The organism is Saccharopolyspora sp. CA-218241 (assembly GCF_050954615.1).
Lineage (GTDB): Bacteria > Actinomycetota > Actinomycetes > Mycobacteriales > Pseudonocardiaceae > Saccharopolyspora > Saccharopolyspora cebuensis.
The window spans coordinates 2035110-2049018 of the sequence record NZ_CP191860.1 but is presented as its reverse complement, the minus strand read 5'-3'; the positions used below and the strand labels follow the sequence as shown (position 1 = coordinate 2049018).

Below are 13909 nucleotides of genomic sequence, written 5' to 3'. Positions count from 1 at the left end.
GCGCTGCTGCGCCTGCTGCGTCATGCCGGAGTGGACCACCCCGCGCCGCTCCGCGCGGGAACGGCGCGGGGTGGTCGGGGATCAGCTCGGGGTCGTGGTGCTGACCGGGAACCGCAGCACCGCACCGACCCCGTCGGCCAGCCCGGTGCTCGCGGTGGTGAGCGCCACCTCGGCATCGGTGCGGGCCGCCACCTCCAGCAGCACCGCCTCCCGGGCCACCGGGGTGTCCGGTTCGAACAGCAGCGTCTCCACCGCACCCATCTCGGCGGCCTTCGCGACCTCCTCGTGGCCCTGCACCGCCCGGTCGTGGGCCAGGCCACCGGCCCACCGGTCGTGCTGCTCCCGGGCGCTGCGATCGCTCTCCTCGCCCGCGATCCGCAGCAGTTCCTCGGTCAGCGCCTCCTCGGAGCCGTCGGCGCTCGCACCGCCCCGGCCGGTCTCCACGAGGCGGTCGGCGAGCTCGTCGGGCAGCTCCGCGCGCAGCGCCGTGCGGCCCTGCACCTCACCGGCGAGGACCACCACCCGCGGGTCGAACCGGTCGGCCACCTCGCGCACGCGCCGGGCGACGTCCTTGGCGTTCTGCCCGGCGGCCTCCTCGGCGCGGCGCTGGATGTGCCGGTGCGACAGGGCCCCGCCGCGGGGCTTGTGCACCCCTTCCACGGCGCCGCCCTCGACCCGCTCGACGTCGTGCTCGGCGGGCTCGCCGCGCTCGGAGACGACTTCCTGGCGCACCTGCGCCCCGTGCTGGTCGCTGATCACGACCAGCTCGCGGACCGATCGGGCGGCCTCGCGGATGAACGCGCCCAGCTCGGGCAGCGTCGCCCAGTGCGCCTGGTCGCCGCTGCCCTGGGCGGCGTCCCAGTGCTCGTCGAGCACCACCTCGCCGTCGACGGCCACCAGCACTCGGCCGTTGGCCTGCTCCTCACCCGCGGTGCCCGGCTGGAGCCGCTGCTCCAGCGCCTCGACCGCGCCGGCCGCGGCACCCGCTTCCTCCAGGCGCTCGCGCAGCCCCCGCCAGCGCAACCGGATCTGGTCCCCGGCGTCCTCGCCCGACGAACGGGCTTCCAGGTACACGGTGGCGAACGGTCCTTCGCGGTCGAACACCTGCCGCGCGGTGGACAAGCGCATCCATCCCACCTCCCGGGATCTCGGGTTCATGGGACGTCGTCCCATCGGCCACTGGGGTGCTCCTTACCCCGCGCCGGAGCAGGCCAAACCGCTACCGGACGAACCGGCGGACGAAGTCGAGGGACAGTCGCGCGACCGCCTCCCACCCGGCGTCGATGGTCAGCGAATGCCCCCGATCGGCGAGCTCGGCGAACTCGGTGATCCCCGGGTTGCGCCGCTGCCGCTCGTAGGTCGCCGCGGTGGTGGCCGGCGGCACCTGGTGGTCCCGGTGGCCGGAGACGATCAGCATGGGGCCGCGCTGCGGAGCGGCGCTGTCGGCCCGGGCCTCGGTGCGCGGGCTGAAGTTCGCCAGCATCGACTCGAACATCGGCGCCCCCGAGGCCGCCACGTGGTAGCGGTCGTAGAGCTCCCGGGCCTCCTCCTTGCTGATCGCGTTGGCGAAGCGGTAGCGGAACTGCCTGAAGCTCAGCATCACCGCCCGGCCGCGGTTGCCGGGTCTGCGCAGCACCGGCAGCGCCGACCGCAGCGCCGCGAACGGCATCGGGAGCACGCCGCGGGTCGGGACGGGGTCGATGACGACCGACGCCATGGCGCCGCCGCGCCCGGCCAGGAGCTGCGCCAGCAGACCGCCGAGGGCGTGGCCGACGAGCGCGGGCGTCCGGTCCAGCCCGGCCATCACCCGTTCGTGGTACGCGGCGACGTCGCCGATCCCCTTGCGCGCGAAGGCGTCGGGATCGTTCCTGGCCTGCTCGACGGTCTCCGGGTCGTCCGGCCAGCCGGGGGTCAGCGCAGCGTAGCCGGCGTCCTCGAAGCAGTCCGCCCACGGCCGCCAGCTCTCCGCCAGCAGCCACATGCCGTGCAGGAAGACCACGGGCGGGCGACGGGACCGGTTGGCGCGGTCGATCTCGTCCTGCTCCCGCCGGGTCAGCTCGCGAACGGGGGTCACCGTCATGCGGCCGCCTCCTGCGATCGCGCCGGGATATGGGTCGGCTCGAGGCTAGGGACGCGGCGGAGCCGCTGAACAGGGACCGAAGACCCTGGTGCGGCGCTCAGGTGTCCCGGACGTGCAGCACCGCGGGCCACGGCCGGGCGGCCGCGTCGGGGTCCCACCGCCCCCGGATGGCCGCCAGCACGGCGCGCCCCAGGTCCGCCCCCGGGGCGTCCAGATCGATCTCCGCCGAGGTCAGCCGGGGACGCAGCATCTCGCAGAACGGAGCGTTGTCCGCCCCGACCAGCGCGAGGTCACCGGGGACCCGCACGCCCCGGTCCAGCAGGGCGCCCAGCAGCAGCCCGGCGTGGTCGTCGGTGCAGGCGAACACGCCGTCGGGCGGATCGTCCCCGGCGACGGTGCGGGTCAGCCGGTCGGCGGAGTCGCGGCGCAGCCCCATCCGCACCACCTCCAGCCGCATCCCGGTGCGGGCGGCCACCCGTTCGAACCCCGCCACCCGGTGCGCCACGAGCTGCCGGTCGCCCTTGGCCTTCGGCACCACCACGAGCACCCGGCGGCAGCCGCGCTCGGCGAGGTGCTCGGCGGCGACCTCGCCCAGCCGGGAGTCGTCGATCACCAGCGTCGGCACCGCCGGGACGGGTTGGGTCGCGATGCCGATCGGCACCACCCCCGCGCGGCGGAGCAGCTCGGCACCGCCCTTGGTGAACCGGTCGGCGTGGGCGATCACCGCCGCCGGTCGCAACGCCGCCCAGGACCGCGCCGCCGCCATCCCCTTCAGCTCGGTGTCGCGGTGCAGGACCATCGTGTAGCCCGCTTCGCCGAGCTCGACGGCGAGCCGGTCCAGCCCCGCGGTGGCCAGTCGCGCGAGGGTCATCCGCTCGCCGCCCAGGTGGCCGATGACCAGCTCGTGCCCGGTCGTCCGGCGGCCGCCGGGCGGGACGTAGCCGAGCTCGCGGGCGACGGCCCGCACCTCGGCCCAGGTCTCGGGCCCGATCCGCTCGTCGACGAGCCCGTTGAGCACGTACGACACCGTCGCCCGGGACACCCCGGCCAGCGCCGCCACGTCAGCCGCGGTCGGCCCGGTCCGCTCGTCCTCTCGCCCGCCAGCCGTCATCCGTGCCATCCTCCCAGGTCCCGGGGCGCGAGCACCGCCGTTCGCGGGATCATATCCCCCACCCGGCCGCTGGTGTCTACTGTGGACATGAGGTGATGTGCCAGAATGGTCGTGTGGACGATGCCACCACCGAGCGGTACCTGGCCCGGATCGGGATCGAGGCGGTCGGGCCGCCCGACGCGACGACCCTGCACGCGCTCCAGTCCGGGCACCTGACCTCGGTGCCGTTCGAGAACCTCGACATCCACCTCGGCGAGCTGGTCGAGCTGACCGAGGAGCACCTGGTCGACAAGATCGTGCGGCGCCGCCGGGGCGGCTTCTGCTACGAGCTCAACGGGCTGTTCGCGGCGCTGCTGACCGCGCTCGGCTACCGGGTGGAACTGCTCGCCGCGCGGGTCTTCGCCACCCCCGAGCAGCCGGGTCCGCCGATGGACCACCTGGCGCTGCGGGTCGACCTCGACGAGCCGTGGCTGGTCGACGTCGGCTTCGGCCGCAACCCCGTGCACCCGCTGCGGATGGCGAGCACCGGCGAGCAGCCCGACCCGGAAGGCTCGTTCGCCCTCCGCCCGGTCGACGCGGCGTCCGGCGACCTGGACCTGCTGCGCGACGGCGAGCCGCAGTACCGGCTGGAGCCCCGCCCCCGCGCGCTGCGCGACTTCGAGCCCACCTGCTGGTACCAGCAGACCTCGCCGCGCTCGCCGTTCACCCGCGGTCCGACCTGCTCGCTGCGCACCGGAGCGGGCCGGGTCACCCTCAGCGGAACACGACTGGTCCGCACCGAGCACGGCGAGCGCACCGAGCGGACCCTCACCGAGGACGAAGCGCTGGCGACCTACCGCGAGGTGTTCGGGATGCCCCTCGACCGGCTCCCCGCCGACCCGGCGCAGCGCTGAGCGGACGTCCACTGCGGGGGCCCACCGGTCCGTCCGGCTCGGCGGCGGGCGGGCGCCCGCGCGACGGTGTGTCCGGGATCTCACCGCGGCGGCGCGGCGGATCGAAAGGCGACGTCAACGGGCGCCGCGCCCGGCGCGCGGGGACGCTCGTGGCGGCGGGCGCCCTTGCCAACGCGAGGTCGGCGGCTAGCCTGATCCGTGCTGGTGGTTCGGCCGCCTCCGCCCGACCGGGCGGGAGCGGCCGAGGCAAGAGGGAACCCGGTGCGAATCCGGGACTGCCCCGCAGCGGTGAACGGGAACCAACGCCGTCCCCGGTCCACGACCGGGATCAGCACTGGGCCACCAGGCCCGGGAAGCGACGGCCAGTAGGAATCCCCGGCGACGCCGGGAAGCGCCCGTGAGTCCGAAGACCTGCCACCGGTGCGCGCGCCGGAGCGGTGCGCGCTGTTCGAGGCCCCGAGGGAGGGCCTGCCGGACGCCCGCGCGGCAGCTCGTCGCGCCGTCGCGCCCTGCGCTCTCCCGGTCTCGGACTCCTGTCGTCGAGCTCGCGAGGAGAGAGCGTTGACAACCACGATCGGTTCCACCGTGCTGGGCTACCCCCGGATCGGCCCCGACCGGGAGCTCAAACGAGCCTTGGAACGCTACTGGGCCGGGCGGATCGGCGAGCCGGAACTCCGGGAGGTCGCCCGCGGCCTGCGGGTGGACACGTGGCGCTCGCTGCACGAGGCCGGACTGAATTCGGTGCCGGGCAACACGTTCTCGTACTACGACCAGGTGCTCGACACCGCGGTCGTCTTCGGTGCGGTACCCGAACGGTTCACCGCGCTCGGGCTGAGCCCGCTGGACACCTACTTCGCGATGGCGCGCGGGGTGGAGTCCACGCCGCCGCTGGAGATGACCAAGTGGTTCGACACCAACTACCACTACCTCGTCCCGGAAATCGGCCCGGACACGCGGTTCTCGCTGTCCGACCAGTCCCCTGTGGACCAGTACCAGGAAGCCCTGGAAGCGGGCGTGACCACCCGTCCGGTGCTGGTCGGGCCACTGACCTTCCTGCTGCTGTCCAAATCGGACGACCAGGCGCCGGAGTCGTTCCGCCCGCTGGACCGGCTCGACGACCTGCTGACCGCCTACGCCGAGCTGCTCGGTGAGCTGCACCGCGCGGGCGCGGAGTGGGTGCAGCTCGACGAGCCCGCCTTCGCCGCCGACCGCTCCCCCGCCGAGCTGGCCGCGCTGCGCGCCGCCTACCGGCGCCTGGGCGAGCTGACCGAGCGGCCGAAGATCCTGGCGGCCGGCTACTTCGGCGATCTGGGCGAGGCGCTCGGCGAGCTGGCCGCCACCCCGGTCGAGGCGCTGGCGGTGGACCTGGTCGCCGGGCGGTCGGCGCTGGACCGGCTCCCGTCGGTGCGCGGCCTGGCGGACAAGGCGCTGGTCGCCGGACTGGTCGACGGCCGCAACGTCTGGCGCACCGACCTGGACGGCGCGCTGTCCACCGCCGCGACCCTGCTGGGCCTGGCGGGCGAGGTCGCGGTCGGCACGTCCTGCTCGCTGCTGCACGTGCCCTACGACGTCGAGGCCGAGACCGCCTTGGACGCGCGGGTGGCGTCCTGGCTGGCCTTCGCGCGGCAGAAGGTCGACGAGGTCGTGGTCCTCGGCCGGGCGCTGCGCGACGGGCGCGAGGTGGTGGCCGACGAGCTCGCCGCCGCCCGGCGCGCGGTCGCCGACCGGGCCGGTGCCGACTCGGTGCGCGACAACCGGGTCCGGGCCCGGCTGGACTCGCTGCGCCCGGAGCACGCGCGGCGCGGTGACTACGCCGGGCGGCAGGAGGCCCAGCAGCGGTCGTTGCGGTTGCCGCCGCTGCCGAGCACCACGATCGGTTCCTTCCCGCAGACCACCGACGTCCGCAAGGCGCGCGCGGCGCTGCGCGCCGGACGCATCGACCCGGCGACCTACCAGCAGCGGATGCGCGACGAGATCGAGCGGGTGATCCGGGTGCAGGAGCGGCTCGGCCTCGACGTGCTGGTGCACGGCGAACCCGAGCGCAACGACATGGTGCAGTACTTCTCCGAGCACCTCGACGGGTTCGCCAGCACCGAATTCGGCTGGGTGCAGTCCTACGGGTCGCGGTGCGTGCGCCCGCCGATCCTCTACGGCGACGTCTCCCGCCCCGCCCCGATGACCGTGGAGTGGGCCACCTACGCCCAGAAGCTCACCGAGAAGCCGGTCAAGGGGATGCTCACCGGACCGGTCACCATCCTGGCGTGGTCGTTCGTCCGCGACGACCAGCCGCTGGCCACCACCGCCGACCAGGTCGCCCTGGCCATCCGCGACGAGGTGGCCGACCTGGAGGCCGCGGGCATCCGGGTGGTCCAGGTGGACGAGCCCGCCCTGCGCGAGCTGCTGCCGCTGCGCGAGGCGGACCGGCCCGGGTACCTGGACTGGGCGGTGACGTCCTTCCGGCTGGCCACGTCCGGCATCGCCGACTCCACCCAGATCCACACGCACCTGTGCTACTCCGAGTTCGGCGACGTGATCGACGCGATCGTGGCGCTGGACGCCGACGTCACCAGCATCGAGGCGGCCCGTTCCCGGATGGAGGTGCTCGACGACCTCAACGCGGTCGGCTTCGCCCGGGGCGTCGGCCCGGGCGTCTACGACATCCACTCGCCGCGGGTCCCGACCGCGGCGGAGGTCACCGACCTGCTGACGGCCGCGCTGGCCGCGGTGCCCGCCGAACGCCTGTGGGTCAACCCCGACTGCGGGCTCAAGACGCGGGGCTACACCGAGGTGGAGCAGGCGCTGGAGAACGTGATCATCGCGACCGCCGGGATCCGTCCGTCGCTGCGCTGATCACTCCCGTCGCGGGCGGGGCCGCCTCCCCCACCACTCGGCGGCCTCGCCCGCGACGGCTCAGCCGCGGCCGATGAAGGGCATCGCGGTCGCGGTGACGGTGAGGAACTGGACGTTGGCCGACAGCGGGAGCCCGGCCATGTAGAGCACGGCCTCGGCGACGTGCCGGACGTCGAAGGTCGGCTCGGCGCGGACCGTCCCATCGGCCTGCGGGATGCCCTCGGCCATCCGGGTGGTCATCTCGGTGGCGGCGTTGCCGATGTCGATCTGCCCGCAGGCGATGTCGTGCTCCCGGCCGTCCAGCGAGATCGACTTGGTCAGCCCGGTGATCGCGTGCTTGGTGCTGGTGTAGCCGACGCTGCGCGGGCGCGGGCTGTGCGCGGAGATCGACCCGTTGTTGATGATCCGGCCGCCGCGGGGCCGCTGGTCGCGCATCACTCGGAAGGCGTGGTGCGCGCAGAGGAACGAGCCGGTCAGGTTCACCCCGACGACGCGCGCCCAGTCCGCCGGGTCCACGTCGCCGACCGAACCCGGCGCCCCGGACATCCCCGCGTTGTTGACCAGCAGGTCCAGCCGCCCGCAGCGCTCGCGCACGGCGTCGAACAGCGCCGCGACCGATTCCTCGTCGGCGACGTCGGTGGGCACCACCAGCGCTCCCGGCCGCCGACCCGCCGTCTCGTCCAGCTTCTCGGCCCGGCGCCCGGCCAGCACCACCCGGTAGCCCGCCGCCAGCAGCGCGCGGGCGATCGCCCGCCCCACCCCGGAACCCGCTCCGGTCACCACGGCCACTCGCACGTCGTCCATCGGACCTCCCGCTCCCGCGCTCGCCTCGCGTGCCGTCTGCGTTGATACCCCGAACGGGCCGCGTTCGGCCATCCCGGCACCGGGCTATGGTGGGGGTTCCCACCCGGCAGCCGGACAGAGGCGGTGCGCGACGTCGTGAGCGAATCAGCGGGCCGGTCCCGCGCGGGCGCCGCGAAGGAGCACCGGACGGTCAGCAGGGTCACCACGATCCTGGAGGCGGTGGCCGCCGATCCCCACGGCGTCCGGCTCAACGTGCTCGCCGGGGTGCTCGACGCACCGAAGACGTCGGTGCACGGCTTGGTGAAGGGCCTGGTCGCCAACGGTTACCTGCACGAGCACGACGGCGCCTACCTGCTCGGCCCGGCGGTCGGCGCGCTGCTCGCCCCGCCCGGCAACCCGCTGATCGACGCCGCGCGCCCGCACATGCGCGACCTGCGCGAGCGGTTCGACGAGACCGTGATGCTGGGCGCGCTCGTCGGGGACTCCGTCGTGTACCTGGACACCATCGAATCGACCCAGCTCATCCGCTACTCGGCCCCGCTGCGCAAGCGGCGGCCGATCTACCCGACCAGCACCGGCAAGTGCCTGCTCGCGCACCTGCCCGCGCCGCACCGCGACGAGTACCTGCGCGCCCACGTCGCCGACCCGGCGGAGCGGGACCGGGTGGCGCAGGAGCTCGACGAGGTGCGCACCGAGCGGGTGGCCCGCAACCGGGGCGAGACCGTGCCCGACGTCTCCGCGGTGGCGGGCATCGTGCCCTCCGCCCAGCCCCTCGCCTCGGTGGCGATCGCGGGCCCGACCACGCGCGTCGCGGACCGGCTCGACGAGATGGCGGCCGCGGTCCGCGAGGCAACCACCGCGATCAGCTACCGGCTGCGGTGACCGCGCCGGGTCGTACTTTCGGTGCGTTCCGGCGCTGCGGGGATGCCCGCGCTGATCATCCGAGGTTAACCTGACGCCCGTTCCGCACGACCGTCCATGATCGTAAAGTGGTGCGGTCGTACCGCTACGCCCGAAGGGGGTTCCCGCCGTGGAACAGGTGGTTCTGCTCGACGACTCCGGCGAGGCGGTCGGTGTCGCGGACAAGGCGGGGGTGCACCACCGGGAGACCCCGCTGCACCTGGCCTTCTCCTGCTACGTCTTCAACGGGCGCGGCGAGTTCATGCTGACCCAGCGCGCCCACCACAAGCGGACCTGGCCGAGCGTGTGGACCAACACCTGCTGCGGGCACCCGGCCCCGGGCGAACCGCTGCCGGAGGCGATCACCCGGCGCCTCGGCGAGGAGCTCGGGCTGGCGGTGCGGGACCTGGCGCTCGCGCTGCCCCGCTTCCGCTACCGGGCGGTGATGGACAACGGCGTGGTGGAGAACGAGATGTGCCCGGTGTTCTTCGCCTTCACCGATGGCGAGGCCAGCCCGAACCCGGACGAGGTCGACGCGGCGCGGTGGGTGCCGTGGAAGGAGTTCAGCGCCGACGTGCTCGCCGGACGCGCCGGGGTGTCCCCGTGGTGCGTGCAACAGGTCGAGCAGCTCGCCGAGCTGGGACCGGACCCGGCGCAGTGGACGGCGGGCGACCCGGCGGAGCTGCCCGCGGCGGCCCGGTAGCCGACCCGCCGGGGTCGGGGACGCCGACCAGCGCGGGGTGCGCGCCGGCTCGCCGCCCGGCGATCCCGCGCTCCGGTGTGCCGGCGTCGGAGGCCCTTTCATCCACAGTGGATCGACGCGGTCCGGGCGGGCCGACCGGGCACGGCGCGTGATGATCCGGCTGCCGTCCGTCGCCGAGCGTGACCTGGTACAAGGGTGCGTATCCGAAGCCCCGCAGCGAAGGGAACCGGCCGGATGCCGAGCGACAGCACGAACGCGCGCAAGATCGATCGCGGCGACGCGCCCGGCGGCTGCCCGATCAGCCGCGGGGCCGACGGGGAGTGGGACGTCAGCGGCTACGCGGCGGCCCGCGCGGTGCTGCGCAGCGGCTCGACGGTGCAGGCGGGCCTGGGCGTCGAGACCGTCGAGCGGATGCCGGGCAGCATCCGCCGCCCGGTCCTCTACCGGGACGGCCCCGAGCACCGGGAGCACCGCAGGCAGACCGCCCGGTTCTTCACCCCGCGCCGGGTCGACGAGCACTACCGCGGCATCATGCGCCGGGTCACCGACACCCAGCTCGAGAAGTTGCAGCGCAACGGGCGCGCGGACCTCTCCTCGCTGAGCTTCAACCTGGCCATCGAGGTCGCCACCGCCGTCATCGGGCTGACCAACAGCCGCCCCGGCATCCAGGGGCGGCTGGAGCGGTTCTTCCCGGCGGAGTTCGGCAAGCCGGGGTTCACCAGCCTGCACGGCCTGTACTGGGTGCAGCGGCAGGTCGTCAACTGGCTCGGGATCTACCTCGGCGACGTCCGGCCCGCGATCAAGGCGCGGCGCGCGCGCCGGCAGGACGACCTCATCTCGCACCTGCTCGACGAGGGGTGCTCCGCCGCCGAGATCCTCGGCGAGTGCATCACCTTCGCGGCGGCGGGCATGGTGACGACCCGCGAGTTCATCAACCTCGCCGCGTGGCACCTGTTCACCGACGACGCGCTGCGCGAGCGGTACCTCGCGGGGGACGAACCGGACCGGCTGGCCGTGCTGCACGAGCTGCTGCGGCTCGAACCCGTCGTCGGCCACCTGCGCAGGCGGACCACCGAGCCGGTCGAGCTCGAGCAGGACGGCGAGCAGGTGACCATCCCGGCGGGCGAGGTGATCGACATCGCGGTCACCGGGACCAACGCCGACCCGGCGGCCGTGGGCGCGGAGCCGGAGCGGGTGTGCCCGGGCCGGAAGCTGAGCGGCGGGGCGGTGGCCAGCGGGCTGTCGTTCGGCGACGGCCCGCACAAGTGCCCCGGGGCGACCGTGGCGATCCTGGAGGCCGACACCTTCCTCACCACGCTGTTCGCGCTGCCCGGCGTCCGGATGGACACGCCGCCCCAGGTGTCGATGAACGAGGCCATCGGCGGGTACGAGCTGCGCGGGATGGTGGTCGCCATCGGCAGCCGACCCGCGGCGTAGCCGCGGCGGCCCGGCAGCGCGGGGTTCAGCTCCGGCTGACGACGTCGGCGGAGACGACGCCGGTGGTGCCGAGCTGGCGCTTCGGCCTGCGGACGCCCCACGGGCCGCGCAGGGCGATCAGGTCGATCGGCACCGGACAGGCGCGGCCGCCCTCGGCGGGCGACTGCGGCGCGACGGCGTTGCCGGACACGACGTGACTGGGCACGATCCTCACCCCGGGTGTGACGGGAATTCAGCGGAATGCGCAGCAACAGGGTGCGTGCTGCGATCTCATTGTGCCCCACCCCGCCGAGGCGGCCGCGACCGGGGCCACCCCAGCCGCACCCAAGATCCACTTCCTACCAGCGACGATGCCCCGGCGGACCCCTCGGGAGCACCTCGCCGAGTCCACTGTGGAAGGACTCTGACGGCCGGGCGCCGGATCGGGACGGCGCCGGATCGGCGGCACCGCTCCGACGTCTCCGGCACACCCGTTCGAACCGCCCCTCCTTCACTCGAACGGAGCAGCCTCGGGACAGGGCGCCGGCGGGTGGTCAGCGCCGCCACGTGGTGCCCGGGGGCCACCCGCGGCACCCGGGCACCACCGGCCACAGTGGTCCCGCGTGCTGCTGTACAGCCCGTTCCGGGCCCGGCTAGCCTCGCCGGAAGGGGGGAGTACTCCGGTGCAGACCGGTCCGGTCAGGACGGACATCCACGATGTCCCCGGGCGGTCGCCCGCACGCGGGTGGAGGAGACCTCGAACGCCGTTCGAGGAGGTCCCGTGCAGCTCGCCGCACCGACCGCGGACACCATCGGCACGCCTTGGCTCTGGGGCATCAGCATCGCCGTGCTCCTGGCCCTGCTGGTGACCGACTTCGTGGTGACCCACCGGCCGCACAAGGTGACGCTGCGCGAGGCGATCGGCTGGACCGTCTTCTACCTGGCGCTGCCGGTGGCCTTCGGTGGGCTGCTCTGGCTGCTCTACGGCGGACCACAGGCGCTGGAGTTCATCACCGGTTTCGTCGTCGAGAAGTCGTTGTCGGTGGACAACCTCTTCGTCTTCATGCTGCTGCTGGCGGCCTTCGCCGTGCCGGACGCGCTCCAGCAGCGGGTGCTGCTCTACGGGATCGTCGGCGCCCTGCTGCTGCGGGGCATCTTCATCGCCGCCGGGGCCGCGCTGCTGCAGGCCGGCACCTGGGCGTTCCTGGTGTTCGGCGCGCTGCTGTTCCTCACCGCGCTGCGCATCCTGCGCGAGGCCTCGTCGGGCGGCGGGTTCGACAAGGAGGTCTCGGAGCTGCGCTCGGTGCGGCTGCTGCGGCGGGTGTTCCCGGTGACCGAGGAGTACCACGGCACCAAGCTGCTGACCCGGGTCGACGGGAAGCGGGCGCTCACCCCGCTGATGGTCGTGGTGGTGGCCATCTTCGCCGCCGACGTGGTGTTCGCGGTCGACTCGATCCCGGCGGTCTACGGCATCACCGGCGACCCCTACCTGGTGTTCGCCACCAACGCCTTCGCGCTGCTGGGGCTGCGGGCGCTGTACTTCGTGCTGCACAAGGCGCTGTCCCAGCTCACCCACCTCAACCACGGGCTCGCCATCATCCTGGCGTTCATCGGCGTGAAGCTGGTGCTGCACTGGGCGCACGGCATCTGGCCCGCCGTGCCCGAGATCCCGACGCTGCTGTCCCTGGCGGTGATCGTGGTGGTGCTGGGCACCGTCACGGCCACCAGCGTGTGGAGCAACCGCCGGGCCGCCCGCGGCCAGGGATGACCGCGTGGCGGCCGGGCGGCATCCGCCGCACCCTGGGGACGGGGAAGGAGCAACGATGACCAACGAGCACCAGTACACCGTCGTGGTCGGCGTCGACGGGTCGCCCACGTCCCGGATGGCGCTGCGCTGGGGGCTCTGGCACGCCGGGCTGGCGGGCGGAGCGCTCACCGCCGTGATGGCCTGGGACATGCCGCTGCGCTACGGCTGGAGCGGCCCCGGCCTCGACGAGTTCGAGGACGACGCCGCCCGGGCGCTCGACGAGGTGGTCGACAAGGTCGGCACCGTGGCGGGCACGGTGCCGGTCACCAAGCGCATCGGCCAGGGGCACCCGGCGAAGGTGATCATCGAGGTGGCCGGGAAGGTCGGGGCCGACCTGGTCGTCGTCGGCAACCGCGGGCACGGCGGGTTCACCGAGGCGATGCTGGGTTCGACCGGGCAGTACACCGTGCACCACGCGCACTGCCCGGTCGTCGTGGTCCGCGAATCGACCATCTGAGGCCCGGACCCGCCCCGCGCTCAGCCCCAGATGGCGCCGACCCACTCCGGGCGGTCGACGAAGGGGTTCCGGTTGTGCTGGAACCGCTCGTAGATCACGTCGTTGCGGCGCTGCTCGGCCGCGTCCGGCGGGTCCTGCCGGTGCCACTCGCGCAGCACCGACGAGCGCCCCAGGTACGGCGCGCTGCCGTTGTCGACCTGGTCGTTGAGCTCCAGGTCGGCGAAGCCGCCGGCACCCTCGTAGCGCACCGCCATGTAGAAGACCATCCGGGCCACGTCGCCCTTGACCTCGTCGCGCGGCTCCCACGAATCCGCGTCGGTGCGGTTGCCCGGCGCCTCGCCGACCTCGGAGCCGCCCAGGTCGAAGTCCTTGTTGCCCCGCTCGGAGTTGACCGTGACATCGGTCGGCCGCAGGTGGTGGACATCGGTGCCCGGCCCCGGCGCGGTGCCGAAGTCACCGTGCGACTTCGGCCAGACGTGCTCGCGGTTCCACTCGTCGGCACCGCCGCCGTTGCTGTCCTTGGAGCGCGGCTCGCCCGAATACAGCAGCGTGATGCTGGCGGCGTCGGCCGGGTGCTGGTCGGTGACCTTCAGCGCGTCCCATACCTCGTCGTAGGTCAGCGTCGTGGTGCCGGTGCTGATGATCCCGTGCAGCGCGGTCTTGAGCTCCTCGCCGGTCTTGCCCTCCGCGTCCTGGTAGTAGTCCGCCACCTCGACGGTGCCCGGCGCGGGCTCGGCGACGGCGACCGGCGGCGCACCGGCGGCCAGCGCGGCGCCGATCAGCAGCGGCAGCGGTTTCCAGCGGTTGATCGGCATCTCGTCCTCCCGGCCTCGGCGTGGTCGCCGATCAGCCTGACACGGGGCGGCTCACCACCGGGTGAACCGGATG

The 13909-nt window shown here is 73.8% G+C and carries 13 protein-coding genes and 1 riboswitch; of the genes, 7 read left to right on the top strand and 6 right to left on the bottom strand.

The genetic code is table 11. The features are described 5' to 3' along the window. Positions 1-81: 81 nt before the first annotated feature. The 3 genes from ACQP0T_RS09995 to ACQP0T_RS09985 all read right to left on the bottom strand — a co-directional run bounded on the left by ACQP0T_RS09995 (position 82) and on the right by ACQP0T_RS09985 (position 3191). Positions 82-1128, bottom strand: coding sequence for a hypothetical protein (locus tag ACQP0T_RS09995; protein ID WP_433872405.1), 1047 nt, complete (start codon positions 1126-1128; stop codon positions 82-84). 91 nt (positions 1129-1219) lie between these two features. Further along, a complete protein-coding gene (locus ACQP0T_RS09990) occupies positions 1220-2080 on the bottom strand; it encodes an alpha/beta fold hydrolase (RefSeq protein ID WP_433872404.1) in 861 nt (286 codons plus the stop codon). Between the two features lie 97 nt (positions 2081-2177). After that, positions 2178-3191 carry a LacI family DNA-binding transcriptional regulator gene (locus ACQP0T_RS09985; RefSeq protein WP_433872403.1) on the bottom strand — a complete coding sequence of 338 codons (1014 nt, stop codon included), beginning with the start codon at positions 3189-3191 and terminating at the stop codon, positions 2178-2180. Between the two features lie 113 nt (positions 3192-3304). Here ACQP0T_RS09985 and ACQP0T_RS09980 point away from each other — a divergent pair, with 113 nt between their 5' ends. Then, positions 3305-4084 (top strand): arylamine N-acetyltransferase family protein, encoded by a 780-nt coding sequence (locus tag ACQP0T_RS09980; protein ID WP_433872401.1) that lies wholly within the window; start codon positions 3305-3307, stop codon positions 4082-4084. Positions 4085-4272: 188 nt separating this feature from the next. Beyond that, positions 4273-4517: riboswitch (cobalamin riboswitch) on the top strand. Positions 4518-4645: 128 nt separating this feature from the next. After that, entirely contained in the window at positions 4646-6934 is a 2289-nt protein-coding gene (metE, locus tag ACQP0T_RS09975; protein WP_433872399.1) for a 5-methyltetrahydropteroyltriglutamate--homocysteine S-methyltransferase, read from the top strand. A 60-nt stretch (positions 6935-6994) separates the two neighbouring features. On the opposite strand, the gene ACQP0T_RS09970 is transcribed toward metE, so the two are convergent. Beyond that, positions 6995-7738 (bottom strand): SDR family oxidoreductase, encoded by a 744-nt coding sequence (locus ACQP0T_RS09970; protein WP_433872398.1) that lies wholly within the window; start codon positions 7736-7738, stop codon positions 6995-6997. Between the two features lie 135 nt (positions 7739-7873). On the opposite strand from ACQP0T_RS09970, the gene ACQP0T_RS09965 reads away from it, so the two are divergent. The 3 genes from ACQP0T_RS09965 (at position 7874) to ACQP0T_RS09955 (ending at position 10778) form a co-directional block, all read left to right on the top strand. After that, complete coding sequence (locus tag ACQP0T_RS09965; protein ID WP_433872396.1) at positions 7874-8620, top strand: IclR family transcriptional regulator; 747 nt, start codon at positions 7874-7876, stop codon at positions 8618-8620. A 148-nt stretch (positions 8621-8768) separates the two neighbouring features. After that, positions 8769-9341, top strand: coding sequence for an isopentenyl-diphosphate Delta-isomerase (gene idi / locus ACQP0T_RS09960; protein WP_345363167.1), 573 nt, complete (start codon positions 8769-8771; stop codon positions 9339-9341). A 234-nt stretch (positions 9342-9575) separates the two neighbouring features. Further along, complete coding sequence (locus ACQP0T_RS09955; protein WP_433872394.1) at positions 9576-10778, top strand: cytochrome P450; 1203 nt, start codon at positions 9576-9578, stop codon at positions 10776-10778. Positions 10779-10803: 25 nt separating this feature from the next. On the opposite strand, the gene ACQP0T_RS09950 is transcribed toward ACQP0T_RS09955, so the two are convergent. Continuing rightward, positions 10804-10983, bottom strand: coding sequence for a hypothetical protein (locus tag ACQP0T_RS09950; protein WP_433872392.1), 180 nt, complete (start codon positions 10981-10983; stop codon positions 10804-10806). 555 nt (positions 10984-11538) lie between these two features. Between ACQP0T_RS09950 and ACQP0T_RS09945 the strand changes: the two genes are divergently transcribed. Both ACQP0T_RS09945 and ACQP0T_RS09940 read left to right on the top strand, forming a co-directional pair. After that, entirely contained in the window at positions 11539-12525 is a 987-nt protein-coding gene (locus tag ACQP0T_RS09945) for a TerC/Alx family metal homeostasis membrane protein (protein WP_433872390.1), read from the top strand. Positions 12526-12580: 55 nt separating this feature from the next. Next, a complete protein-coding gene (locus ACQP0T_RS09940; protein ID WP_433872388.1) occupies positions 12581-13021 on the top strand; it encodes a universal stress protein in 441 nt (146 codons plus the stop codon). Positions 13022-13041: 20 nt separating this feature from the next. On the opposite strand, the gene ACQP0T_RS09935 is transcribed toward ACQP0T_RS09940, so the two are convergent. Further along, entirely contained in the window at positions 13042-13836 is a 795-nt protein-coding gene (locus tag ACQP0T_RS09935; RefSeq protein ID WP_433872386.1) for an endonuclease I family protein, read from the bottom strand. Positions 13837-13909 lie beyond the last annotated feature (73 nt).

Coding starts and splice junctions, on each gene's coding strand:
- ACQP0T_RS09995 (WP_433872405.1), bottom strand. CDS start 1,128: ATGCGCTTGTCCACCGCGCGGCAGGTGTTCGACCGCGAAGGACCGTTC.
- ACQP0T_RS09935 (WP_433872386.1), bottom strand. CDS start 13,836: ATGCCGATCAACCGCTGGAAACCGCTGCCGCTGCTGATCGGCGCCGCG.
- ACQP0T_RS09955 (WP_433872394.1), top strand. CDS start 9,576: ATGCCGAGCGACAGCACGAACGCGCGCAAGATCGATCGCGGCGACGCG.
- ACQP0T_RS09940 (WP_433872388.1), top strand. CDS start 12,581: ATGACCAACGAGCACCAGTACACCGTCGTGGTCGGCGTCGACGGGTCG.
- ACQP0T_RS09970 (WP_433872398.1), bottom strand. CDS start 7,738: ATGGACGACGTGCGAGTGGCCGTGGTGACCGGAGCGGGTTCCGGGGTG.
- ACQP0T_RS09985 (WP_433872403.1), bottom strand. CDS start 3,191: ATGACGGCTGGCGGGCGAGAGGACGAGCGGACCGGGCCGACCGCGGCT.
- ACQP0T_RS09990 (WP_433872404.1), bottom strand. CDS start 2,080: ATGACGGTGACCCCCGTTCGCGAGCTGACCCGGCGGGAGCAGGACGAG.